The 25,146-nt window shown below is 64.2% G+C and carries 21 protein-coding genes; 18 read left to right on the forward strand and 3 right to left on the reverse strand.

From position 1 onward, the window contains the following. Positions 1-14 precede the first annotated feature (14 nt). From PJK54_RS00545 to PJK54_RS00560, 4 genes are all read left to right on the forward strand, one after another. Positions 15-1,082 (forward strand): metallophosphoesterase, encoded by a 1,068-nt coding sequence (locus tag PJK54_RS00545; RefSeq protein ID WP_136938184.1) that lies wholly within the window; start codon positions 15-17, stop codon positions 1,080-1,082. Between the two features lie 316 nt (positions 1,083-1,398). Further along, a complete protein-coding gene (locus PJK54_RS00550) occupies positions 1,399-2,289 on the forward strand; it encodes a rhomboid family intramembrane serine protease (RefSeq protein ID WP_157109490.1) in 891 nt (296 codons plus the stop codon). A gap of 108 nt (positions 2,290-2,397) precedes the next feature. Further along, a complete protein-coding gene (locus PJK54_RS00555) occupies positions 2,398-2,676 on the forward strand; it encodes a YeaC family protein (RefSeq protein WP_176493003.1) in 279 nt (92 codons plus the stop codon). Further along, a complete protein-coding gene (locus PJK54_RS00560) occupies positions 2,664-3,611 on the forward strand; it encodes a DUF2797 domain-containing protein (RefSeq protein WP_240499565.1) in 948 nt (315 codons plus the stop codon). Before PJK54_RS00555 ends, PJK54_RS00560 begins: the two co-directional genes overlap by 13 nt. Before the next feature lie 164 nt (positions 3,612-3,775). On the opposite strand, the gene PJK54_RS00565 is transcribed toward PJK54_RS00560, so the two are convergent. Next, positions 3,776-5,329, reverse strand: coding sequence for a RimK family protein (locus tag PJK54_RS00565; protein WP_191236736.1), 1,554 nt, complete (start codon positions 5,327-5,329; stop codon positions 3,776-3,778). 220 nt (positions 5,330-5,549) lie between these two features. Between PJK54_RS00565 and PJK54_RS00570 the strand changes: the two genes are divergently transcribed. The 6 genes from PJK54_RS00570 (at position 5,550) to pepN (ending at position 12,727) form a co-directional block, all read left to right on the forward strand. Continuing rightward, on the forward strand, positions 5,550-6,176 hold the full coding sequence (locus tag PJK54_RS00570) for a GNAT family N-acetyltransferase (protein WP_271301962.1): 627 nt from the start codon (positions 5,550-5,552) through the stop codon (positions 6,174-6,176). Between the two features lie 78 nt (positions 6,177-6,254). Next, positions 6,255-6,743 (forward strand): YajQ family cyclic di-GMP-binding protein, encoded by a 489-nt coding sequence (locus PJK54_RS00575; RefSeq protein ID WP_271301963.1) that lies wholly within the window; start codon positions 6,255-6,257, stop codon positions 6,741-6,743. A gap of 250 nt (positions 6,744-6,993) precedes the next feature. Continuing rightward, positions 6,994-7,836, forward strand: coding sequence for a CvfB family protein (locus tag PJK54_RS00580; RefSeq protein WP_077372464.1), 843 nt, complete (start codon positions 6,994-6,996; stop codon positions 7,834-7,836). Between the two features lie 316 nt (positions 7,837-8,152). Continuing rightward, positions 8,153-9,304, forward strand: a complete 1,152-nt coding sequence (locus PJK54_RS00585; protein ID WP_271302124.1) for a glycerate kinase — start codon at positions 8,153-8,155, stop codon at positions 9,302-9,304. A gap of 173 nt (positions 9,305-9,477) precedes the next feature. Next, positions 9,478-9,948: a YbaN family protein gene (locus PJK54_RS00590; protein ID WP_271301964.1), complete on the forward strand. Its 471-nt coding sequence runs from the start codon at positions 9,478-9,480 to the stop codon at positions 9,946-9,948. 127 nt (positions 9,949-10,075) lie between these two features. After that, a complete protein-coding gene (gene pepN / locus PJK54_RS00595; protein ID WP_271301965.1) occupies positions 10,076-12,727 on the forward strand; it encodes an aminopeptidase N in 2,652 nt (883 codons plus the stop codon). Positions 12,728-12,855: 128 nt separating this feature from the next. Here the strand turns inward: pepN and rsgA are convergent, their stop codons facing one another. Further along, positions 12,856-13,866 (reverse strand): small ribosomal subunit biogenesis GTPase RsgA, encoded by a 1,011-nt coding sequence (rsgA, locus tag PJK54_RS00600; RefSeq protein WP_077372474.1) that lies wholly within the window; start codon positions 13,864-13,866, stop codon positions 12,856-12,858. 183 nt (positions 13,867-14,049) lie between these two features. On the opposite strand from rsgA, the gene orn reads away from it, so the two are divergent. Continuing rightward, positions 14,050-14,622: an oligoribonuclease gene (orn, locus tag PJK54_RS00605; protein ID WP_084209058.1), complete on the forward strand. Its 573-nt coding sequence runs from the start codon at positions 14,050-14,052 to the stop codon at positions 14,620-14,622. A gap of 19 nt (positions 14,623-14,641) precedes the next feature. Here orn and queG read toward each other — a convergent pair whose 3' ends face one another. Beyond that, positions 14,642-15,712, reverse strand: coding sequence for a tRNA epoxyqueuosine(34) reductase QueG (queG, locus tag PJK54_RS00610; protein WP_271302125.1), 1,071 nt, complete (start codon positions 15,710-15,712; stop codon positions 14,642-14,644). 324 nt (positions 15,713-16,036) lie between these two features. On the opposite strand from queG, the gene PJK54_RS00615 reads away from it, so the two are divergent. The 7 genes from PJK54_RS00615 to hflX all read left to right on the forward strand — a co-directional run bounded on the left by PJK54_RS00615 (position 16,037) and on the right by hflX (position 25,143). Continuing rightward, positions 16,037-17,833 carry an NAD(P)H-hydrate dehydratase gene (locus tag PJK54_RS00615; RefSeq protein WP_271301966.1) on the forward strand — a complete coding sequence of 599 codons (1,797 nt, stop codon included), beginning with the start codon at positions 16,037-16,039 and terminating at the stop codon, positions 17,831-17,833. Next, on the forward strand, positions 17,814-18,299 hold the full coding sequence (gene tsaE, locus PJK54_RS00620) for a tRNA (adenosine(37)-N6)-threonylcarbamoyltransferase complex ATPase subunit type 1 TsaE (protein ID WP_136938177.1): 486 nt from the start codon (positions 17,814-17,816) through the stop codon (positions 18,297-18,299). Before PJK54_RS00615 ends, tsaE begins: the two co-directional genes overlap by 20 nt. A 93-nt stretch (positions 18,300-18,392) precedes the next feature. Next, complete coding sequence (locus PJK54_RS00625) at positions 18,393-19,877, forward strand: N-acetylmuramoyl-L-alanine amidase (protein WP_371861104.1); 1,485 nt, start codon at positions 18,393-18,395, stop codon at positions 19,875-19,877. Between the two features lie 195 nt (positions 19,878-20,072). Further along, positions 20,073-22,349 (forward strand): DNA mismatch repair endonuclease MutL, encoded by a 2,277-nt coding sequence (gene mutL / locus PJK54_RS00630; RefSeq protein WP_271301967.1) that lies wholly within the window; start codon positions 20,073-20,075, stop codon positions 22,347-22,349. A 60-nt stretch (positions 22,350-22,409) separates the two neighbouring features. After that, a complete protein-coding gene (miaA, locus tag PJK54_RS00635; protein WP_442870661.1) occupies positions 22,410-23,393 on the forward strand; it encodes a tRNA (adenosine(37)-N6)-dimethylallyltransferase MiaA in 984 nt (327 codons plus the stop codon). A gap of 115 nt (positions 23,394-23,508) precedes the next feature. Beyond that, positions 23,509-23,757, forward strand: coding sequence for an RNA chaperone Hfq (gene hfq / locus PJK54_RS00640; protein ID WP_065392483.1), 249 nt, complete (start codon positions 23,509-23,511; stop codon positions 23,755-23,757). Between the two features lie 15 nt (positions 23,758-23,772). After that, on the forward strand, positions 23,773-25,143 hold the full coding sequence (gene hflX, locus PJK54_RS00645; protein ID WP_065392482.1) for a ribosome rescue GTPase HflX: 1,371 nt from the start codon (positions 23,773-23,775) through the stop codon (positions 25,141-25,143). The last annotated feature ends 3 nt before the right edge of the window (positions 25,144-25,146 follow it).

Raw genomic sequence — 25,146 nt, forward strand, 5'->3', positions numbered from 1 at the left:
TCAAGGCAAGCAGCATGAACGCATTCGTGGCGCCACGGGATGGCTATGATCTGATCGGTGATGTGCACGGCTGTGGCGCCACGCTGGCGGCGCTGCTGGAGAAGCTCGGCTATCACCTGAAGGATGGCGTGTATCGTCATGCCTCGCGCAAGGTGATCTTTCTTGGTGACATCATCGATCGTGGGCCTCGTATCCGACTGGCCGTCCAGTTGGCCAGCCGGATGGTGGAAGCCGGTGAGGCGTTGATCGTGATGGGCAACCATGAATACAACGCGCTGGCCTATTGTCGGCGTGCACGCCTGCGGGAGAGTGGCGATCACCGTGATTTTCTGCGCCCGCATACCTCACGGCACAATCGCATCATTCGCGAGACGCTCGATCAGTATCAGCATCATCCCGATGAGTGGGATGACGCATTGAGCTGGTTCATGCGCATGCCGCTGTGTCTTGAACTGCCGTCGCTGGGAGAGGGCAAGAGTGGGCTGCGCGTGGTCCACGCCTGTTGGGATGAAGCGCTGGTGCGTCCGTTTCTGGCGCGCTTTCCGGATGGCTGCATCGATGAAGCCTTCCTGCAGGACTCCGTCGACCCCTCGAGCTTTGCCTATCGGGTGCTGGATCGCCTGACCCGGGGGACCAGTCTGCGCTTGCCGGAGGGCGTCGAGATCCACTCGGGGGATGGCTTCACGCGCCGCAGTTTCCGGGCGCATTTCTGGGCGCGCGAGCCTCGCACCTATGGCGATGTGGTGTTCCAGCCCGACAATCTGCCGGGAGAGCTGGAGTCGCGCTGGTTGAGCGAGGGCGAGCTCGAGAAATTGCCGTATTACGGACCAGAGCAATTGCCATTGTTCCTGGGGCATTACTGGTGTGAAGGGGTGCCTGCGCTCCCGGCGACCAATATCGCCTGTCTCGATTACAGCGCCGTCAAGTGCGGTCGCCTGGTCGCCTATCGCTTCAGTGGCGAAGCGACGCTGGATGCCGCCAATTTCGTCTGGGTGCCGGTGCCGCGCGAACCCTCGAGTCGTCCACTGCCGGAAGAGTTGCCGGCCGAGGAGTTGTCGGGGCGCGGTGAGATGAGTGGATAGCGTGCTGGGCCATAGTCATACCTGCCGGACTTTTCTCATCGCCATTGTTTTTTTCAATAAGCAGCCAGTGAACCAAAGCGCCATCCCGGACTCAGAGTAAGTGTTCCCTTGAATGATCCCTTGCTCAGTCCGGTGCCCCCCACCGGACTTTTTTTATGCCTGTCAGTTTGTCATCGCCGCCATCGCGGCTCTCCAGACAAGTCCCTATCCAGAGTGGCATCAGCTGGATCTGCCACCGACCGCCCATCGGCGCTCTCGACGTCGGGCTAATGTCGAGAGATGCCATCACGCTGACTTGTCACTGCAAGGACACTGCATGTTCCAGGTTCTGACTCTAGACGACTCCTTCGATACGCTCGCACTGCGTCAGGCGCTGTGGGCGGAGAAAATCGGCCACCAGATCACCTCCGAGCGCGTCTCGACCCCTGACGGGGAGGCGGTGCGTCAGATGTTGTGGCTGGCGGACCCCGAGCAGCTCCCCCGCGTGATCGCGATGCTGGAGCGCCACTCACGCGGAGAGCCGCTGCGCGATGAGGCTACGGAGGCGTCGGGTTTCTCAAGCGGCGCATCGGGCGGTCTCTGGCAGCTCGTCAGACAGACCCCGCTGACATGGCTGGTCGGGCTCGCCTGTTGCCTCACGGTACTGTGTCAGTACGTGCTGGGTCAGGCGGCGGTGTTCGAATGGCTGGCCATCGTGCCCTTTGAGCTGGTGGGCAGTCAGCACATTGCACCGGCGCCGTTGTCCACGACACTGGCGGGGGAGTGGTGGCGGCTGTGGTCGCCTTCCTTGATGCATTTCGGCATTCTGCATCTGGTCTTCAATCTGCTGTGGCTATGGGTGTTCGGGCGCCAGATCGAGGCCATCGATGGCGCCTGGCGCTTCGCGCTGGTGGTGCTGGTGAGCGGGGTGGCTGCCAACCTGGCGCAGTACGCCACCGGCAGTGTGCTGTTCGGTGGGCTCTCGGGAATCGATTTCGCCGTGATCGGCTATGTCTTCATCGCGGCTCGTCGACGGCCGATGCTGGGCTATCAGATGCAGCGCTCGCTGATGATCTTCATGTTGATCTATCTGGTGCTGTGCATGACACCGTTATCGAGTGCCATCGGCCTTGGGGCCATCGCCAATGAGGCGCATCTCGGTGGACTGCTGGCAGGACTGGTGCTGGGATTCGTGCTGCCGCGCCGCGCGCCGGGCGCCACATCATGACAGCCAGGCGGATGACAATGATAGAATGGGCGCATTTTGCACGGCGTGGCGTCACGTTGCCCGCGTGGCGCTGCCCCCGCGCCGTGCTCCAGCATCAGGAGAACCCCCATGAGTGACATGACTTTCGACGGGATGGTCGAACAGATGACCCCGGCCATCTACGAGAGCCTCAAGCAGTCCATGCAGCTGCGCAAATGGCCGGACGGCCGGGTGCTGACCTCGGAGCAGGTCGAGCTGTGCATGGAGGCCGTCATCAAGTACGAGGTCCACAACAACGTGCCTGCCGAGTCACGTGTCGGCTTCATCGACAACGGTACCTGCGGTCCACGTGACGGTGACGACACTGCTTCACGCGATGAGCCGGAGCAGATCAAGTGGGTCAACTGACACTGGATGATGCACTGGACGTCGATGGCGCACCTCAGCCCGCCGTGGAGTCGGTGACCCTGAAAGGGGACATCCGCAAGATGTCCATCGTGCCTGCCGGTGAGGCGCTTGCGATCGATACCTCGGCGGATGCGCAGTCAGTCTCGCGTGAGCCGCTGGCGGCCAGCTATGGCCTGCGACTGGGCGAGATCACCCAGCCGCTGAACGCCTATATTGGCCACAAGGTACGCCTGGACTTCACCGGTCAGATCCACTGCAGCCATTGCGGGCGCAAGACCAAGAAGAGCTTCGCGCAGGGGCATTGCTATCCCTGCTTTCGCAAGCTGCCGCAGTGTGATGGCTGCATCATGAAGCCGGAGACCTGTCACTTCGCGGAAGGAACCTGTCGTGATCCTCAGTGGGGTGAGGAGCATTGCTTCCAGCCGCATATTGTCTACCTGGCCAACTCCTCCGGCCTCAAGGTCGGTATCACCCGCAAGACCCAGATGCCGACGCGCTGGTTCGATCAGGGTGCCATCCAGGCCTTGCCCATCGTCGAGGTCTCCAATCGTCTGCAGTCAGGGCTGGTCGAGGTGCTGTTCAAGCAGGCACTCAATGACCGCACCAACTGGCGCGCGATGCTCAAGGGCGATGTGGCCGAGCTGGATCTGGAAGCCGAGCGTGATGCACTGCTCGAGCAGATGGCCGAGGGTCTGGCGGCGCTGCAGGCGCATTGCGGGGAAGACGCCATCCGGGTACTGGATACCACGGCATTGGCCTTCGAGTTTCCGGTGCGTACCGCGCCGACCAAGGTCACCTCGTTCAACTTCGACAAGACACCCGTGGTGGAAGGCGTTCTCGAAGGGCTCAAGGGTCAGTATCTGATCCTCGACAGCGGGGTGATCAATCTGCGCAAGTTCACGGGGTATGAGGTCGAGGTCCAGCTCGGCGAATGACGTCGTCCCGTGTTGAAGAATAAGCTCAAGGCTAATGAGGATGACAACGCCCGCGCTCCCTTCCAGGAGTGCGGGCGTTGTCGTATGGCCTGGGGATATCGAAGAAAGATGCCGGCCCGACTGGTTCAGCCAGCGGATTCAGCCGGGGGATTCAGCCGGGGGATTCAGCCGAGCACGGGCTGGCGGCGCGCCTGCATGCGCTCCAGGAAGACCTGCATCACTCGATGGTAGAGCTCGCGTCCCAGCACGACATCCTCGACCCCCGCATCCAGATTGGGGTTGTCATTGACCTCGATGACCACCACGCGATCCTCGAGCTGTTTGAGGTCAACTCCATAGAGCCCATCACCGATCAGACGTGTCGCCTTGAGAGCCGCCTTGATCACGGCGGGGGGCACGTCACTCGGGTCAACGGTGGCAAAGCCGCCGGAGCGGGTGCGGGCGCCGCTGTGGTCATAGATCTGCCAATGGCCACGCGCCATGTAGTAACGGCTGGCGAACAGCACCTTGCCGTCGAGCACGCCGATACGCCAGTCGAACTCGGTTGGGAGCCATTCCTGCAGCAGCAGCAGAGCGGAGTCATGGAACAGTCGCTCGGCTTCACGCACCAGTGTCTCCGGCCCGTCAATCTTGACGATGCCGCGCGAGAAGGCACCATCCGGCACCTTCATCACCAGCGGATAGCGCATGTGCTGTCCGCGTTCGGCCAGCTGGCGCAGTTCGCCGCGATGAATCAGGCGCCCCTGTGGGGCGCTGAGGCCGCGAGCCTTCAGGAGCTCATGCAGGAAGACCTTGTTGGTACAGCGCAGAATCGACTGACTGTCGTCGATCACCACCAGCCCTTCGTGTTCGGCTCGCTTGGCCATGCGGTAGGTATGGTGGTCCAGGCTTGTGGTCTCGCGGATGAACAGCCCATCGAATTCGGCCAGACGTCCCTCGTCACGCTTGGTGATCAGACTGACATCGATGCCCAGGCGGCGTCCCTCGCGGATGAAGTGCTTGAGCGCCGTACGATTGGACGGTGGCAGTGCCTCATTCGGGTCCACCAGCATCGCCAGGTCGAAACGGTAGTGGCGGCGAGCCTTCGGGGTGCGCCAGACCTTGCGTGAATGGCGGTTGAGCGCCTGGGCAAAGCGATCCTCGTCCGTTTCCGCCAGATGACTCAAGGATTGCGGGCGCACTCGCTTGAGGGTCCAGCGCTCGCCACGCGCCTCGAGTCGTACCTCGAGCAACGGGCAGGGCAGTCGCTCGAACAGCTTGCGACCGAGACGTGCCAGTGCGGGGTCATCGCTCTCACCGAAGGTCAGCAGCAGGTCGAGATGCGCATGCTTGCCGGTCTCGTGGGGGACTGTCTGCGGGGCGGGCAGGGCGCTCTTGCGCGTCAGCTCCTCAAGCAGCACACGGATGCTGCCCAGTTCCATGTCGATCAGTGACTTGCGCGACAGCTGGTTGAGCGTTTCCACCGACGGCAGGGCTTTCTGTCCGCGCGCCTGTGCCAGCAGCGAGACGTAATAGCCGATCCCGAGGTAATCGAGCCCGCCGCAGAGATTGATGACGTGGGTCGCGGGCTGCGGAGCGTCCTGGTCTGCCCGGGCCGTGGGCACAGAGCTGTCGTGGGAGAGCTCGGACAGAAAGTCGTGGGCGCTGATGACATCATCACTGGGATAGAAGGCGCGCCAGTCACTGACACGGTCAACCACGATACGCAGGCGGGACATTGAGTAGCCTCGAAGGGCGGGCACCGAAGCGGTGCCGAATGCAGCGCATCATGAAAAACAATCTCCGTCATCGCAATAGGTAAAAAGATGAAATAATTTCATGCAAATAGGTCGAGACAAGACGTGCCTGCATGCCCAGAATGCAGCGGATTGCTACCGCCCCACGACACCTTGATTTCAGGGCTGCCTCAGGGCGCTGACAGGCGGGAGAGCCTGCATCATGACCCCCATTCTGCGTCCGGCGATCCGGGCCGATCTCGATGCTCTGGTAGAGCTCGAGGAAGTCAGTTTCGATAGCGACTGGTTCAGTCGTCGTCAGCTGTCCCATCTGATTCTGCGTGCCAATGCACGCACCCTCGTCATCATCCAGCCAGAAGGCGATGGCCCGGACGCCCTGCCGGCGGCAGGCAATGCGATGGCCGCACTGTGGCCAGCGGGCAGCGTGGCGCAGGATGACGCCACCCCGCTGCGCAGCGTGCTGGGCTATGGCACCGTGCTGTTCCGACGCAATTCACGCCGGGCACGACTCTATTCCTTCTGTCTGCATCCCGAGGCGCGCGGACGCGGTCTCGCCCAGCGTCTGCTCATCGCGCTCGAGCAGCTGGCCATCGAGCAGGGCTGTGAGCAGTTCGATCTGGAAGTGCATACCGGCAACGGTGCAGCGATCACCCTCTATGAGCGCCACGGCTTTGCCAGGAATGGTCGCCTGCGCGATTACTACGCCGACGGCGCGGCGGCCTGGAAGATGCGCAAGTCACTGGTGATTCCCTCGTCAAACTCGCCCGCCAGCAGCAGCGACGTCAGGGCTGAGGGGATCTCGACGTGGGGAGATGCGGGCGCTGCCTGACGGCCGGGCATGGCGCGCGTCGCCCCCATGGGCTAGGATGCGCTGTTTATTCTTCATGGCTTCAAAGGAATCGCTCCCATGCCGTCATTCGATATTGTCTCCGAACTCGACAAGCACGAAGTTCAGAACGCCGTCGATCAGGCCAATCGCGAACTTGCGACACGCTTTGATTTCAAGGGCGTGACTGCCGGCTTCGAACTCGAGAAGGAAGAGATCGTCAATCTGGAAGCCGACGCCGATTTCCAGCTGCGTCAGATGATCGAGCTGCTCAAGGGTCGCTTGATCGCGCGTGGCATCGACGTGCGTTGCCTGGAAGAGAAGGACGCCGACACCGGCGGTGTGCGTGCCCGCCAGCAGCTGGTGCTGCGTCAGGGGCTGGACCAGCCGACCGCCAAGAAGATCGTCAAGGCGCTCAAGGATGCCAAGCTCAAGGTCCAGGCCCAGATCCAGGGTGAGAAGGTGCGCGTCACCGGCAAGAAGCGTGATGATCTCCAGGGGGCCATGGCCTTGCTGAAAGGTGACGAGAGCATCGAGCTGCCGCTGCAGTTCAACAACTTCCGCGACTGATCTTCCTCGCGCGCCTGGCGCTCATGTCACGGCTGACCGCTGTCAGCGGCAAATGTCGTCGACAAGTGTCAGGGGCGCCACTCTCAGCACCGTTCGCTCTCGGCGAGCGGTGCTGTGTTCGTTTGAATCGCTTTGAAAGCGTCACGTACCCGTTTCAGGCGCTGCGCTCTCAAAGCGTTTCACCATCTTCGTTCGTCATATTCGCGTGACGCTCGCCCCGGGTGGGTCGGGCTGCGCAAAGAGAGGTTACATGTCTGCTCCGCTCGCTATCGGCCAGCGCAATACCCTGACCATCACCAAGCGGGTCGGCTTCGGCGTCTTCCTCGACGGTGGTGACCGCGGTGAAATCCTGCTGCCGACTCCCTTCATTCCTGCCGGTGCCGATATCGGTGACGCGGTGGAAGTCTTCGTGAGTCTTGATGATGAAGACCGCCTGCTGGCCACCACGCGCTATCCGCGCGCCATGGTCGGTGAGTTCGCCGCCCTCAAGGTGGTCGAGGTCAACGATATCGGCACCTTCCTCGACAATGGCCTGGGCAAGGACCTGCTGCTGCCCTACGGCGAGCGCAAGCGTGAGCTCAAGGCGGGCCAGTTCGCCATGGTGCACGTGGGGCTCGACAAGCACAGCGATCGCATGGTCGCGTCGATGCGCCTGGATCGCTGGCTGGACAAGACTCCGGCCGAGTACACCGTCGGTCAGGAAATCTCCGGCCTGGTGGCGGCGAAGACCGAATTGGGCATGAAGATCATCATCGACAATGCCCATTGGGGGCTGGTGCACCATGATCGCATCTTCACCCGCCTGCATATCGGCAATCGTCTGCGTCTGTGGGTGCTCAAGAATGATGGCAACGGCAACATCGACCTGACCCCGCAGGCCCCGGGCCCTGCAGGCCATCAACAGCTGGCGGACCGCATCCTTGCACGTCTGGAAGCCAACGCCGGGGTGCTACCGCTGGGTGACAAGAGCGACCCCCAGGCCATCAGCGACGCCTTCGGCGCCAGCAAGGCCAACTTCAAGCGTGCCATCGGCCACCTGAAGCGCGAGGGCAAGGTGACACTGGCCCCCACCGAGACGCGCCTGGTCAAGTGAGGCGCCGGTGATGCGTCGCGCATCGCCCGAGCGGCTTCTGCCGCGCCAGCATCACAAGCTTTCCGTCGGCTATTTCGCTGCCACTCGTCGGTTCTCCGGCGGGTGGCAGTTGCGTTTGTGGGCAGCGCATGGCACCAATGAGCGTCAGGACCCTGCGGACCATGAGTCGCCCTGCGTGTCCATGACGCGCCGTGCGTGCCGTGGCGTCATCCAGCGCATGCCCGATCACGCAGGAGCACCTGAGATCATCCCCACCATTGACAACAAGGATCGTCAGCCCATGTCTCCCGTTACCACTTCCTCCTCTCGTTCGGCGTTGCGTATCCTGCTGGCCCCTGACAGCTACAAGGAAGCGCTGCCTGCGCTGGAGGCTGCCGAGGCAATGGCGAGCGGCATCCGGCGCGTAATGCCCGAGGCCGAGCTCGACCTGTGCCCGTTGGGAGATGGCGGAGAGGGCACCCTGGCGGCACTGTTGGCCGCTGCAAGCGAGGCAGATCCCATCGAGGCGCGCAGCGCTCAGGTACGTGATCCGCTGGGGCGTGAGGTCACTGCGCAATGGGGCTGGCAAGCGGGTAGCCGCACGGCCATCGTCGAGCTCGCCGAGGCCAGTGGTCTGCACCTGCTCAGCCCCGATGAGCGTGATGCGCGCATCGCCAGTACCTTCGGCGTCGGACAGCTGGTGCTTGCTGCGCTGGAGGCCGGTGCCGAGCGCCTGATCGTCACGCTGGGCGGCAGCGCGACCAACGATGGCGGCAGCGGCATGTTGCGTGCACTCGGTCTGCGTCTGCTGGATGAGGCGGGTGACGAACTGCCGGACGGAGGGGCGGCGCTGGCACGACTGGCGCGGCTGGATGCCAGTGGCCTGGACCCGCGGCTGGCGACTCTCAAGGTGTCCGCGGCGGTGGACGTCGACAACCCGCTGTGTGGTCCGCGTGGCGCGACGGCCGTGTTCGGGCCCCAGAAGGGCGCGGATGAGGCGGTGGTCGAGGAACTGGACGTCGCGCTGGGGCGTTTCGCGCGGATGAGTGCCGAGGTGCTGGGGGAGGACCACCAGCAGCTGCCGGGCACTGGTGCCGCAGGTGGCATGGGCTACGCAGTGGCGGCCTGGCTCACGGGGGAGCTGCGCCCGGGCATCGAGCTTGTGATGGAACGACTGAACGTGGCCCAGCGCCTAGAAGGGTGTGACCTGCTGATCACCGGCGAGGGCGGGCTGGATGGGCAGAGTCTGGGAGGCAAGACGCCCATCGGCGCGGCGCGTGCCGCCCGAGCGGCCGGAGTGCCGGCCATCGTGCTGGCAGGGCGTCTCGCGGATGGCTGGCAGGCTGCGCATGACGAAGGCGTCAGCGCCGTCTTCACCCTGTGTGACGCTGCCATGCCGCTGGAGCAGGCCCTGACACGCACCGCTGAACTGCTGGCGGACCGCTGTGAAGCCATCATGCGCCTCTGGCAGGTGGCGCACAGCGACTGAATGTCGCCTGCACCGCAACCCCGTTCGCCTTTCGTGTCACGGGCAAGCCCGTTACCATGCACGCAGCAGCTATGGGAAAGATAGCCAGAATGCACTTCCCTCGGGAGACATCTGGCGCTTGACTGGTAGCAGGTGGCACGCGGTGTGCGCCCGATGGTTGAGGGGACCTTGAGATGATGATTTTTCGGCGCATGAAGCGGATCTGCTGGCTGGGGCTGGCCTGGCTGTTCTTCGCGATCGGGTTTGCCGGCATGTTCCTGCCCCTGTTGCCGACGACCGTCTTCATGCTGCTAGCGCTGGCCTGCGCCAGTCGCGGCTCCCCTCGCTTCGCGCGCTACATTCGCGAACACCCCCAGATCGGGCCTCCCCTGATCTCCTGGGAGCGCGAGCGTGCCATCCCGCTGCGTGCACGCATCCTGGCGGTCGGCATGCTGGTGGTCTCGATGCTGATCATTCTCTTCACCGTTTCCGTGATGGCGGTCAAGGTCTCGTTGCTGATCTTCCTTTCCCTGTTGGCCATCTGGCTGGGCACGCGCCCCGAGCCGCGCGGGGGATACGAGGAACTCGCGCCTGCGCCTTCCCCGGCCGAGCCCTTCGATGAGCCCTCCCGACCCGTCAACGGCGAACGCCTGCAGAACGACTAGTCATTCGCGTGTCCCGCCCCTCCCGTGAGGGGCCATTCATCGCGGGCGCGGTGGCAGGCTGCCATCGCTGCCCGATGTTTTCCTGCCGTGTGGCATCGTCCGCGCGGCGTTGATCGTGGAGTCCTTCATGTCACAACCTGCCGCCATTCATCTTGATGATTATCAAGCGCCGGCCTGGCGCATCCTCAGCACTCGGTTGACGTTCGACCTGGCGCCGTCCGCGACCCGCGTGACGGCCGTGCTGACCCTCGAGGCCAATCCCGATGCCGCCGTGGGCAGTGACGCGACGCCGCCGCTGGTGCTCAATGGCGAGCACCTGACGCTGGAATCCGTGCGTGTCGATGGGCGAGCGCTCGCCAGTGATGAATACAAGGTCGACGAGACGCATCTCACCCTCGCGGCGCTGCCGGCCAGCTGTGAGCTCGAGACGGTCGTGCTGATCGACCCGGCGGCCAACACGGCACTGGAAGGGCTCTATGTGTCCTCCGGCATGTTCTGCACCCAGTGCGAGGCCGAGGGCTTCCGCCGTATCACCTATTACCCGGATCGTCCGGACGTGATGTCGGTATTCACGACGACCGTCATCGCGGACAAGGCGAACTACCCGATCCTGCTCTCCAACGGCAATCCCGTCGAGCGTGGCGAGCTGGAAGGCGGCCGTCACTTCGTCACCTGGCAGGACCCGCACCTCAAGCCGTGCTACCTGTTTGCGCTGGTGGCGGGGGATCTGGTCAAGCATGCCGACAGCTTCACCACCATGAGCGGGCGTGATGTCGCCCTGGAGATCTGGGTCGAGCCGGAGAATCTCGACAAGACCCAGCACGCCATGAACTCTCTCAAGGCCTCCATGAAGTGGGATGAGGAGGTCTATGGGCGCGAGTATGACCTCGATATCTTCATGATCGTCGCGGTCAATGACTTCAACATGGGCGCGATGGAGAACAAGGGTCTCAACATCTTCAACAGCGCCTGTGTGCTGGCCAATCCCGACACCACCACCGACGCTGCCTTCCAGCGCGTCGAAGGGGTGGTGGCACACGAGTACTTCCACAACTGGTCCGGCAATCGCGTCACCTGCCGTGACTGGTTCCAGCTGTCCTTGAAGGAAGGCTTCACCGTCTATCGTGACCAGACCTTCTCCGCCGACATGAATTCGGCGCCGGTCAAGCGCATCGAAGACGTCGCCATGCTGCGCACCGCGCAGTTCGCGGAAGATGCCGGTCCCACCGCGCATCCGGTGCGCCCGGCGTCCTATATCGAGATTTCCAACTTCTACACCCTGACCATCTACGAGAAGGGGTCCGAAGTGGTGCGCATGGTCGCCAACCTGCTGGGCGAAGAGGCCTTCCGCCGCGGCAGTGACCTCTACTTCGCGCGCAACGATGGCAGCGCCGCCACCATCGAGGACTTCATCAGTGCGATGAGCGAAGCCTCCGGGCGTGACTTCACCCAGTTCATGCGCTGGTACTCTCAGGCGGGGACGCCGGAAATCAGTGCCCGTGGCAACTTCGATGCCGAGACGGGCCGCTATTTCCTGACGCTGCATCAGTCCACGCCGGCGACACCGGGGCAGGCTGAGAAGCTGCCGCTGGTGATCCCGGTACGCATGGGCCTGGTGGGTGCGGATGGCAGTGATCTGGCGCTCACGCTCGACGGCGAGGCGCTGGGCACGGAAACGGTGCTGGAGCTGACCGAGGCCGAGCAGACCTTCGTCTTCACTGGCCTCGAGGCCGGTGCCGACCCCGTGCCGTCGCTGCTGCGCGGCTTCTCGGCGCCGGTCAAGCTGTCCTTCGCCTACAGCCGTGTGCAGCTGGCCTTCCTGATGCAGCATGACAGCGATGGCTTCAACCGCTGGGATGCCGGTCAGCGTCTGGCGCTGGCAGCGCTCGAGGATCTGATGGCTGCCTGGCAGCAGGGCGACACCCAGGCATCACTCGATGCGCGTCTGCTGGCCGCCTATCGCTTCCTGCTCCAGAGTGAGCCGTCCGATCGTGCCGTGCTGGCCGAGATGCTGACTCTGCCGTCGGAGGCCTATATCGCCGAGCAGCAGACTGTCGTCGATGTCGATGCCATCCACTGGGCGCGCAAGACCGCCAAGGCGCAACTGGCCACGGCACTGCGCGATGATTTCGTCGCGCTCTATCACGCCAATGAGCAGCAGGGCGACTACGCGCCGACCTTCGAGCAGATGGCGCGCCGCAGCCTCAAGAATGCCGCGCTCAGCTATCTGATGAGCATCGAGGACGAGGAGGGCGTGCGTCTGGCCCAGGCTCAGCTGGCCGCGGCGCACAACATGACCGACGTACGCGCGGCATTGACGTTGCTGGTGCACTCCTCGCGCACCGAGTTGGGCGATCCGGCCCTCAAGGCCTTCGCCGAGCGCTGGTCACATGATCCGCTGGTGATGGATCAGTGGTTCTCGATCCAGGTCACGCGCCCGCAGGCCGACGTGCTGGATCGCGTGCGTTTCTTGATGGAGCACCCGGCGTTCTCGCTGACCAACCCCAACAAGGTGCGCGCCTTGATCGGTGCCTTCGCCGGCCAGAACCGCGTCAACTTCCATCGCCTCGATGGCGAAGGCTATCGCCTGCTGGCGGATGTGGTCATCGAACTCAATCGCCTGAATCCGGAAATCGCCGCGCGCATCATCACGCCGCTGACGCGCTACAAGCGTTTCGATGCCAAGCGTCAGGCGCTGATGAAGGCTGAGCTCGAGCGTATCCGGGCCGAGAAGCTGTCGCGCAATCTCTACGAGGTCGTGGAAAAGGCGCTGGCCTGATCCGCCGGATCACGTCCTCGCCCCGTCAGTTCGACTGACATGAAAACCCCCCACCCGTCACAGACGGGTGGGGGGGGTTCGTGGTGCTTGCGAACCAGACCTTGAAGAGAGGCGTCAGTCGCGCACGTTCAGCTCTCGGTCAGTGACAGCAGGATCTTCTTGTAGCTGTCAAAGCGCACGCGGCCTATCTCGCCGCTGTCGACTGCCTGGAGCAGGGCGCAGCCCGGCTCCTTCTCGTGCTTGCAGTCACGGAAGCGGCATAGCCCCAGGTAGTCGTGGAATTCACGGAAGCCATCGGTGACCTGCTCCGGCGTCAGGTGCACCAGGCCGAATTCACGGATACCGGGTGAGTCGATCAGATCACCGCCGTCCGGCATGTGATAGAGCCAGGCCGTGGTGGTGGTGTGCATGCCCTGGCGTGATTCGGTGGAGAGCGGGCCGACACGTATCTCTTCTCGGGGCAGCAGCATGCCGACCAGTGACGACTTGCCGACGCCACTCTGACCGACGAACACCGAGGTGCGATCGCTCAGCTGTGCCTTCAGGGCGTCCAGGCCTGCCTCGCCGCGCGTGGTACAGGCGACGACGTCGTAGCCGAGTGCCTCGTAGCGTGCCAGCAGGTCACGCAGCACACCACCGCTTTCGGGCAGGAGGTCAACCTTGTTGAGCACCAGCACCGGCGTGATGCCGGTGGCTTCCGCAGCGATCAGGTAGCGGTCGATCAGATTGGGTTGTGGCGCGGGTTCGGCGGCGAACACGATCATGATCTGGTCGATGTTGGCGGCCACCGGCTTGAGCACCCCCCGCATGTCCGGGCGTTCAAGCTCGGTAGTGCGGGCACCGCGTGCCACCACCACACCCGTGGCGTCGCTGGCTTCACGCCAGATCACGCGGTCACCGGTGACCAGCGTTTCCAGGTTGGCGCGCAGGTGGCAGCGATGCAGGCTGCCGGATTCACTTTCGACTTCCAGGCTGCGCCCGTAGTGGGCAATGACACGGCCGTGCTGTTCCGGGCCGTATTCGCCGGCGTCGAGCTTGTCGCGGTCCTGCGTCTCGCGCTTTTCTGCGCGCTTGGTACGCTCGGCCTGGACCTTCTCGATGCGCCATTGTTGCTGGCGGCTTAGCTTGCGTTTGCTCATGCTTGGCTGGTGACTCCGGTCGCCGTTCGTTCGCCAGGGATGGGAGCGTCTTCCCCCCTCTGCGGCGCGATTGTACCCTTTGCGCCCTCGGGTGTCGTGCGACACCCCGGGATGGCGTGTGATACTGCCGTCACAGGCGGATCCTCAGCGTCTTCCCATACCCCGTTCAGCAAGGAGTGACCCATGGCAAATCCCACCGCGCAGGCCGATCGACTCATCTGGATCGACCTGGAAATGACCGGGCTGGACCCCGCGCGTGAGCGCATCATCGAGGTGGCCACGCTGGTCACCGACGGAGATCTCAACCTGATTGCCGAAGGGCCGGTGCTGGCCGTGCATCAGCCGGACAGCCTGCTGGAGGCGATGGATGAATGGAACACGCGCACCCACGGCGAATCCGGACTGGTGACGCGCGTCAAGGAAAGTCAGATCGATACCGCCGAAGCCGAACGTCAGACTCTCGAGTTCCTGGCCCGCCACGTGGCGGCAGGCGCCTCGCCGATGTGCGGCAACAGCGTGCATCAGGACCGCCGTTTCCTGCAGCATGAGATGCCGTTGCTGGAAGCGTTCTTCCATTACCGCAACATCGATGTCTCGACCCTCAAGGAACTCGCCAAGCGCTGGAATCCGGCCGCGCTGGACGGTTTCAAGAAGCGGGCGACTCACCAGGCGATGGATGATATCCGCGAGTCACTGGCGGAGCTTGCGCATTACCGCAAGACCTTCCTCAAGCTGACCCAGCAGGGCATCGTCTGAACGACGCAGCGTGAGAGTCTCAGAGCGCGGTGGCCAGACGGGCGCCGCGCTTGATGGCTTGCTCCTTCAGTGCCCAGCGCACGTGCTCGCGCAGTGGCTCGCTGGGATAGGGCAGGCGGGCACGCAGGACATGCTCGACCTGCTCCGACCAGGGCGCATTGCCCAGCCCGATGGCGATGTTGGAGAGCCACTTCTCATAGCCGATACGCCGGATGGGGCTGCCTTGCGTCTTGTCGAGGAACTCCTGCTCCCCCCAGCAGAACAGCCGGATCAACTCGATGCGATCCAGATCATGGCGTGGCGAGAAATCCGCCTCCTGGGTCGCCTTGGCAAAGCGCGTGAAGGGACAGAACAGCTGGCAGTCGTCGCAGCCATAGATGCGGTTGCCCATGGCACGGCGGAATTCTTCGGGGATGGCGCCATCCAGCTCGATGGTCAGGTAGGAGATGCAGCGGCGTGCATCGACGACCTTGTCCTCGACGATGGCATCCGTCGGGCAGGCGACCTTGCAGGCGTTGCAGCTGCCACAGTGCTCCTTCTCGAAGGGGGCATCCACCGGCAGAGGCAGGTCGGTGTAGAGTTCGCCCAGGAAGAACAGGCAGCCAGCCTGCTGGTTCATCAGCATGGCGTTCTTGCCGAACCAGCCGATACCGGCCTTCTGGGCCAGCGCGCGCTCCATGACCGGGGCGGAGTCGACGAAGGCGCGGTAGCCGAACGTGCCGACTTCCTTCTCGATCTGCTTGGCCAGGTTGGCCAGCCGCTTGCGCATCAGCTTGTGGTAATCGCGTCCCAGCGCGTAGCGTGAGACGTAGGCGCGCTCGGGCTGGCTGAGTACCTGGGTGGTCTCGACCTCGGGCGGCAGGTAGTCGAGGCGCACGCTGATGACGCGCAGCGTGCCGGGCACCAGCTCCTCCGGGCGCGTGCGCCTGGTGCCGTGCTTGGCCATGAAGTTCATCTCGCCGTGATGACCATTGGCCAGCCAACGTTCCAGGTAGGCCTCGTGTTCCGAGAGGTCGACATCGGTGATCCCGACCTGCTGAAACCCCAGTTCGCGCCCCCATATCTTGATGCGGGCTGCCAGTTCCGCCATGGCCTGAGGGTCGGCGACGCGCGAGTCATCACCGGATGTCTCGTCGGGAGAGCTTCCGGCTGCGTCGGCGGGCAGGGGCATGGTGGCGGATGAAGCAGGCATGGGCATTCCAGCTGGACAGGATGTTCAGGAGCATGGTGCACGCTGGCGTCTCACGGCGAGGAGTCGGCGGTGCGTGCGAAAGGGCGCCACCTTAGCGTAACTTGCCGATCAGCCCAAGCGGCATGTGAGGTGTGCGCTACCCAGTATTTCAGGGCGTGCGGCGCCGCTTTTCCAGGGCGCGGGCACGACTCAGTTTATCAGACATGGAGTGTGGGCATGGCCGTGAGCGATTCCTCTAACCCCTGCGATGTGACGCCGGTCTCATCCGCCACTCAAGCCTTGTGGCGTTCGGTCAATTGCCTGTGGCCCATCGCGGCGCTGCGTGACCTCGAGCATTGGCTGCTGGCGGAAGAGACCGTCTCGATGACCAACGGCTTGCCTGAAGCGTCGGTGGACAAGCGTCTGATGGGGCGGGCGGCGCAGTCAGCCTTCGACCTGCTGCGGCAGCGATGGCCCGAGACGCGCAGATTGTGTGTCCTGTGTGGTGGCGGCAACAATGCGGGCGACGGCTATCTGGTGGCGCGTCTTGCCCAGCTGGCGGGGTTCGAGGTGCGCATCATCGCTTTGAAGGATGAGGCGCAATTGACGGGCGATGCCCAGCTGGCCGCGATTGCCGCGCGGGAAGCCGGGGTCGAGCGTCACCCCTGGCCACAAGATACCGCCACGGCAGAATCATTGGTGAAGGGCTGGCCATTGCTGCTGGACGCCCTGACCGGTATCGGTCTGCGCGAGGCGCCCCGCGGCGCGGTCGCCCACGCCATCGAGCTGATCAACCAACGTCACCGGGAGGGCGCGCATGTCATGGCGCTGGATGTGCCCTCGGGGCTTGATGCCGCCACGGGGGCGGTGGCCGGTGTCGCCGTGGAGGCGGATGTCACGCTGACATTTCTGGTCGACAAGCCGGGTCTGCACACCGGGCGCGCCGAGCTGCATGCCGGACACGTCAGTCTGGCGCGGCTTGGTGCGGCTCGGGTGCTGCCGGAGGTGGTCAAGCAGACCCGAACGGCAGCGTTGCTGGCGTGCGAGTCCGTGCAGCGCCTCACGCCGCGCTGGCTGGAGACCGAGCTGGTGCCGCGCTCTCCGCTGGCGCACAAGGGGGATGCCGGCAGCGTGCTGGTCTTTGGCGGCGGGCCGGGGCTTGGCGGCTCCGTTCTGCTGGCCAGTGAAGCCGCCGCGCGTGCCGGTGCCGGCAAGGTGGCGCTGCTTACCGCGCCAGCGCATGTCAGCGCCAGCCTGACACGCTGCCCGGAAGTCATGGTGCGTGGTCTCAAGAGCGGGCCGGAGGGCAGCAGTCATGACGGGTTTGCCGTACTGGAAGCCCAGATGGCACAGGCCAGCGTGACACTGGTCGGCCCCGGCATGGGGACGGAGCCGCTGGAGAGCCTGTTGTGGGGCTGGGGAGGACTGTCTCGCGTGCTCGCGGCCGACCAGCCGCTGGTGGTGGATGCCGACGCCCTGAGCCTGCTGGCCTGGCGAGCCGGTGAAGGTGAGGTGATCCGACGTGACGATTGGGTGTTGACGCCGCATCCTGGAGAGGCGGCGCGCCTGCTGGGCTGCTCGGTGGCACAGGTCGAGCAGGACCGGCCCGGCGCCGTGCGCGCCCTGCAGCAAAGATATGGCGGCAGTGTAGTGCTCAAGGGGGCCGGCAGTCTGATTGCCTGTCCCGCCGGCGTACTGGAAGGGCCAGACGTGGCGCTGTGTCCCTATGGCAATCCCGGCATGGCCAGTGGCGGCATGGGGGACGTGCTGGGCGGCATCATCGCGGGGCTGGCGGCCCAGGCGCTCAATGGTGGCTTCGATGCACGCCAGTCACGCACCCATGAGCAGGGCACGGCACAGGCGGCGCATGTCACGCGTTGCATGGCACAGGCGGCACGGGTCGGCGTGCTGGTGCACGCCCTGGCCGCCGACCGTGCGGTGCAGGAGCGCGGCGAGCGTGGCCTGCTCGCGGGTGATCTGGCATCCTATATGCATTTATTGCTCAATCCACGGGCCCGAAATGCGCATACTCCTGTCTGATGAAAATGCCCAGGTTGCCTTTGGCAGCCAGCTGGGCGACGTCCTTGCCGGCCGCGGGCTGGTGTTCCTGGAAGGTGAGCTGGGGGCCGGCAAGACGACTCTCACGCGTGGCGTGCTGCGTGCCTACGGGCATGAGGGGGCGGTGAAGAGTCCGACCTATACCCTGGTGGAGCCCTATGTGCTGCCACGTCCCGAGGGCGGCGAATGGCACATCAATCATTTTGATCTCTACCGGCTGGCTGACCCGGAGGAGCTTGAGTTCATCGGCGGGCGAGACCTGCTTGCCGATGACAGCCTGGCGCTGATCGAGTGGCCAAGCTGTGGTCAGGGCTTCCTGCCGGTGCCGGACCTGCGCGTGACGTTGTCCGTCGCCGAGCAGGGCCGCGAGGCCGAGTTGCATGCCCTCACACCGCGAGGAGAGGGTTGGCTTGAGGCACTGGCCGAGCGACGCGCCTCTCAGGCATGATGGCGCCTGACGTGCCGTATCATCTTCGTGGCTGCGTCTGGTCATCCTTCGCTATATTCATCCATGTTCCTTCTGTTCGAGTCACCCTTTCCGATGCCTGAAACTGCGCCCCAATCCTCTCGCCTGCGCATGATGCGCGGTCTACGTCGCTGCCTGGCGGGGGGGGTGATGTGCTCGCTGGCAAGTCTCGCGCTCGCTCCCCAGGCGCTGGCCGCCAAGGTCGAGAATCTGCGGTTGTGGACCGCGCCGGACCACACGCGGCTGGTGTTCGATCTCGATAGCGCAGCCAGTGCCAACATCTTCAGCCTCGACAATCCTCGGCGTCTGGTGATCGACCTCGCGGCAAGCGAGGTGGCCAGCAACGCGGTGAAGCGCAAGCTCGATGCGCTGGATCTGGAAGGCAGTGCCATCAAGGCGATCCGTACCGGACGACAGGACGATGCCCTGCGGGTCGTGCTGGATCTGACGCGCCAGGTCAATCCCAAGGACTTCACGCTGGCGCCGAACGACAAGTACGGCAACCGTCTGGTGGTGGATCTCGAGTTCCCGGGCGAGTCCGCGGTCGAGAATCCCATTGACCCGATCGAAGCCCGTATCCGCGAGCAGGAGCAGGCGGCAGCCAAGCGCAAGCTGAAGGGCGAGCCTGCCGCGCCGCTGCCGAGCAGCAAGGCGGCGACGCATCCCAAGCGCGATATCATCATCGCCATTGACCCCGGTCATGGCGGTGAGGACCCGGGGGCCAGCGGCCCGAGCGGTACCAAGGAGAAGGATGTGGTGCTCAAGATCGGCAAGCGCCTCAAGCGCATGTTCGACGAGCAGCCCGGCTTCAAGGCCATCCTGACCCGCAACAGCGATTACTACATCCCGCTGCGCAAGCGTACCGAGATCGCGCGTGAGCAGAAGGCAGACTTCTTCGTCTCGGTGCACGCCGACGCCTTCAACAGTCCGCGGCCGCATGGCAGCTCGGTCTTTGCGCTGTCCAGCCGTGGCGCCACCTCAGAGACCGCCCGCTGGCTGGCGGCCACCGAGAACCGTGCTGACCTGATCGGCGGCGTGGATGGCAACCTCAGCCTGAATGACAAGGATGAGATGCTGCGCGGCGTGCTGCTGGATCTGACCATGACCGCCACGCTCAATGATTCATTGGCGGCAGGCAGCGGCGTGCTGGCCAATCTGGGCCGCATCAACTCGCTGCACAAGCGTCAGGTGGAGCAGGCCGGGTTCGTGGTGCTCAAGTCGCCGGACATCCCGTCTCTGCTGGTGGAAACGGGCTTCATCTCCAATCCCCAGGAAGAGCGCAACCTCAATAGTGGCGCCTATCAGGAAAAGCTGGCGCGCTCGATCTTCTCGGGTATCCAGAGTCACTTCGAGCGCAATCCGCCGCCTGCCAGTCTGCTGGCATGGCGACGCAGCCAGGCACGAGGCGGCAACGGTGGCGAGTATCGCGTCAAGAGTGGCGATACGCTGTCAGAAGTCGCACAGCGTCACAACGTGAGCATGGCCGCGCTGAAGCAGGCCAATGGCATGAGCGGGGACACGGTCCGCGTCGGTCAGGTGCTCAAGATTCCGCGCGGCTGAGTGTCAGGCCGCCTGCTCCTTCGACGTGGCGGCAGGCGGGCGTGGCAGCCCGAGCACGCTATCCATCGGGCATGAAGCCCGTCGACTGTCCGCTGACTCGGCTCTTGCGTGCTCGCCGCACGGAGAGGCCGGGTCGGCGGGCAGTGTCGTTTTCAGAGAGACGCCCTCTACGCATGCATAATCAGGAGTTCTTCCATGTCCGTCGAGCCATCTGATACGGATGTCGCTGAAACACGTGAGCGGCGTATCCGCATCCTCAATCCGCGTCTTGCCAACCAGATCGCGGCGGGCGAGGTGGTGGAGCGACCGGCCTCCGTGGTCAAGGAGCTGGTCGAGAACGCCATCGATGCCGGCAGTACGCGCATCGAGCTGGAACTGGAAGGCGGCGGTGCGCGGCTGATTCGCGTGCGTGACAACGGCTGCGGCATCACCGAGGAGGATCTGCCGCTGGCCCTGTCACGTCACGCGACCAGCAAGATCGAGAGCCTTGATGACCTGGAAGGTGTGGCGAGTCTCGGCTTTCGGGGGGAGGCATTGGCCTCGATCAGCTCGGTCTCGCGCCTGGAGCTGTTCTCGAACGTCTCGGATGAGCCCGCCAATGGCTGGCGGGTGGTGGCGGAAGGCCGTGAGATGTCGCCGCGCGTCTCGCCGGCGCCCCATCCGCGTGGCACCAGCGTGGCCGTGCGTGACCTGTTCTTCAATACGCCGGCGCGTCGCAAGTTCATGCGTACCGAGAAGACCGAATTCGGCCATGTCGAGGAAAGCTTCCGGCGTCTCGCGCTGTCGCGTCACGACATCGGCTGGACGTTGCGCCACAACCAGAAGGTGGTACATCAGCTGCGTGCCGGCGAGGACACGCTGACGGTGGAGCGCCGGATCGGCGCACTGCTGGGCCGCAACTTCCTCGAGCATGCGCTGCACCTGGATATCGAGGCCTCCGGCTTGCGTCTCTCCGGCTGGGTCGGCTTGCCGACACATTCGCGTGCCCAGGCGGACCAGCAATATTTCTTCGTCAATGGCCGCGTGGTGCGTGACCGTCTGGTCGCGCATGCCGTGCGTCAGGCCTATCGCGACGTGCTGTTCCACGGCCGGCATCCGGTGTTCGTGCTCTATCTGGAGCTGGACCCCACGGTGGTGGATGTCAACGTTCACCCCACCAAGCACGAAGTGCGCTTCCGCGACGGACGCCTGGTGCACGACTTCCTGTTCTCCAGCCTGCACAAGGCACTGGCCGAGGTGCGCCCCGGTGACAACAGCGCCGCGCCCACCGGTATCGAGGGCCAGGAGAAAGAGGAGGATCCCGGCTGGCAGCAGCAGGGCATGCGTCTCGGGCGTCAGGAGCAGGATGCGCAGGAGCATGGTGCGTCAGCGCAGTCATCCCCTGGTGGTGGTGCGTCGGCCGGGAAGGATCAGTCAGCCGCTGCAGGTGAGCCGTCAGGCGCTGCCGCGCCCTGGAAGCCATCGTCACAGCTGCCGCCGGCCGGAGATGGCCGCTCCAGCGAGCGCCTGAGTGCTGAGCGGGTGCGTCAGTTCATGGCCGGCTATCGTGCGTTGCATCCCAGCGAAGACCATCTGCTGACGCCGGGTGGCGGGCCTGCGGGCACGACGCCTGAGCATGGCGCTGCTCGCGACCCTGCCGCCATCGCCAGTGCCGAGCGCGAGGCGCGGCGCGCCCCGCGTGTCACCCTGGGCGAAGGGATGCGCCATGGTGAGGATGGTGCGCCGGCCGGTATCAGCGAATCTGCCGCCGGTTGGCAGGTCTCGGCACCGTCAGCGGAGCCATCGTCGGGAGTCCCGGCAGAGAATGTGTCCGCTGACGGACCCACGCCTGTCGCCTCTGACATCGTGATGCGTGGCCTGCCAGCCCAGAGCGCCGAGGATGATACGCCACCGCTGGGCTACGCCATCGCGCAGCTGCACGGGGTCTACATCCTGTCGCAGACCTCGCGTGGACTGGTGATGGTCGACATGCACGCCGCCCATGAGCGCATAACCTACGAGCGCATGAAGCGCCATGTGCATGGCGGCGGTCATCTGGAGGCCCAGCCGTTGCTGGTGCCGGTGTCACTTGCCGTCAGTTCGCGCGAGATGGGGACCTTCGAGCGCGAATCCGAGGCATTCACGCGTCTTGGTGTCGAGCTGGACGCCGCCGGACCGGAAACCCTGCTGGTGCGGCAGGTGCCGGTGGTGCTCGGCAATGCCGATGTCGAGCCACTGGTGCGCGGCATGCTGGAGGATCTCGAGCGTTACGGCCGCAGCGATCGCATGGAAGCTCACATGAATGAGCTGCTCGCGGACATGGCCTGCCGGGGCAGCGTGCGGGCCAATCGTCGCCTGACGGTTCCCGAGATGAATGCCCTGCTGCGAGACATGGAGCGCACCGAGCGCTCCGGTCAGTGCAATCATGGCCGTCCTACCTGGACCGAACTTTCCATGAATGAACTCGACAAGCTGTTCCTGCGTGGGCAGTAAGCCTGCCCGGTATCGACAGTGGTTCACCCTTGATTCACCTCCTAGCCCAGACAATAGGTCATGACCCAGACGCAATCCCCCGACATTTCCCCCCGTGCCGCGCATGAGATGGCTGACAAACCGCCCGTCATGCTGTTGATGGGGCCGACAGCCTCCGGCAAGACGGACCTGGCCATCCGCTGGCACGAGGAGCAGGGGGCGGAGCTGGTGAGCGTCGATTCCGCGCTGATCTATCGTGGCATGGACATCGGGACCGCCAAGCCCAGCGCCGAAGAGCTGGCGCGGGCGCCGCACCGGTTGATTGACTTCCTGGACCCGCTGGAGAGCTATTCGGCAGCGGAGTTTCGTCGCGATGCACTGGCGCATATCGCCGAGATCCAGTCCCGCGGCAAGATGCCGCTGCTGGTCGGTGGCACCATGATGTACTTCAAGCGGCTGCTGGAAGGTGTGGCGGAGCTGCCGGCGGCGGATCCCGCGCTGCGTGAACAGCTGGAGGCACGCGCCCGAGACGAAGGGCTGCCGGCGCTGCATGCGCAGCTTGCCAGGCTGGATCCGGCGAGCGCCGAGAGGATCCGGCCCTCGGACCCGCAGCGTCTGACACGTGCGCTGGAAGTCTGTCTGTTGAGCGGGCGCTCGATGACGGAGCTGCTCGCGGAGCAGCCGGAAGCCGAGCTTCCGTTCCGGCCGATCCCGATCGCACTGGCGCCCCATGACAGAGCCGTGTTACATGAACGTATCAAGACGCGTTTTGAGCAGATGCTGGAACAGGGCCTGATTGGCGAGGTCGAAGCGCTGAAGGCTCGCCCGGAGCTGCACCCCGGGCTGCCCTCGATACGCTGTGTCGGCTATCGTCAGGTGTGGGATTATCTGGAGGGGCATCTGACGCGTGACGAGATGCGTGAGCGTGGCATCATTGCCACCCGCCAGCTCGCCAAGCGTCAATTGACCTGGCTGCGTAGCTGGAAGGGGATTCACCACGTGGATTCCATGGGTGTAAATCCTTACAGTGAAACCTTGAAAATCGTGCGCCAGACCAGCACTTAGCGTAACATGAGCTGTCACGACCCGCGCCCGTGAAGCCCCCCAAAGAGGGCAACCCGGAGCGCTGGCGAACATAACCATACTTGCCTCGAACGAGACATTTTTTACGGAGAGTCACATGTCCAAAGGTCAATCACTCCAGGACCCGTACCTGAACATCCTGCGCAAGGAACGTATTCCGGTCTCGATCTTCCTGGTCAACGGCATCAAGCTGCAGGGCCAGATCGAATCCTTCGATCAATTCGTCATCCTGCTGCGCAATACCGTCTCCCAGATGGTTTACAAGCACGCTATCTCAACCGTGGTGCCCTCGCGCAATGTGCGCCTGCCGGCCCAGGATGCGACCGTGCCCTCCACAGAAAGCTGAAATCCGAGGCGCTGATTGTTCTTCGAACGACCCGAAGCCGGTGAAACGGCCGTCCTGGTCCATGTCAATTTCCGGGACGAAAAAGAACGCGAGGATGCCGGTGAGCTCCTCGAACTCGTACGTTCGGCAGGCGCCGTGCCGGCCACCCTCATCGAGGGTAGCCGGCCCCGCCCTGACTCCCGTACGTTCATCGGAGAAGGCAAGCTTGAGGAAGTGCGTGAGGCCCTGGCCGAGCACCAAGCCGAGCTTGTGATCTTCAACCATTCATTGAGCCCTTCCCAGCAGCGCAACCTTGAAGGTTCGCTCCAGTGTCGCGTGATCGACCGCACCGGTCTGATCCTCGACATCTTTGCCCAGCGCGCGCGTACCCACGAGGGCAAGCTGCAGGTGGAGCTCGCTCAGCTCGAGTACATGTCCACCCGCCTGGTGCGTGGCTGGACCCACCTTGAGCGTCAGAAGGGCGGTATCGGTCTGCGTGGCCCGGGGGAAACCCAGCTCGAGACTGACCGTCGTCTGCTGCGTGCCCGGATCAAGTCGATCCACAAGCGGCTCGAGAAGGTGCACAAGCAGCGCGATCAGAACCGCCGTGCTCGGGCACGTGCCGAGATCCCCAGCCTGTCACTGGTCGGCTATACCAACGCCGGCAAGTCGACGCTGTTCAATGCGCTGACCACCTCTGAGGTCTATGCGGCGGATCAGCTGTTCGCCACGCTCGACCCGACGCTGCGCCGTCTGGAGCTGGAAGACGTGGGCCCTGCGGTGCTTGCGGATACCGTCGGCTTCATTCGGCACCTGCCGCACAAGCTGGTGGAAGCGTTCCAGGCCACCCTGCAGGAAGCCGCCGAGGCGGACCTGCTGGTGCACGTCATCGATGCGGCTGACCCGGAAAATGATCGCAATACCGAGCAGGTCAACGAGGTGCTCAACGAGATTGAGGCCGGTGACGTGCCACGCCTGCTGGTCATGAACAAGGTCGATCGCCTCGACATGGCGCCGCGCATAGAGCGCGACGGCTTCGGGCGTCCGCTGGTCGTATGGTTGTCGGCGCGTGACGGCAAGGGGCTGGATCTGCTGATGCAGGCCTTCTCCGAGCTGCTGTCAGACAATGTCATCTCGACCCGTCTGACGCTGGGGCCGGAGAAGTCACGCCTGCGTGCCGGTCTGCATGAGCTGGATGCCGTCAAGAGTGAAGCGTATGACGAGCAGGGCAATGCGTTGATGGACATTCGTCTCGAGAAGCGCGACTTTCTCCAGCTGTTGTCGCATCTTGGGGAATCTCCCGAGGCCTACCTCGGGGGCGAGCATGACGATCGTGAGGCCTGGCAGCGTGAGCTGTCTGCCGAGCGCGCCGAGAAGCATCGCCTCTCGGTGACGCACAAGTCCTGACGC

Origin of the sequence: Cobetia sp. MMG027 (assembly GCF_027947415.1) — a bacterium.
GTDB classification, from domain to species: Bacteria; Pseudomonadota; Gammaproteobacteria; order Pseudomonadales; family Halomonadaceae; genus Cobetia; species Cobetia marina.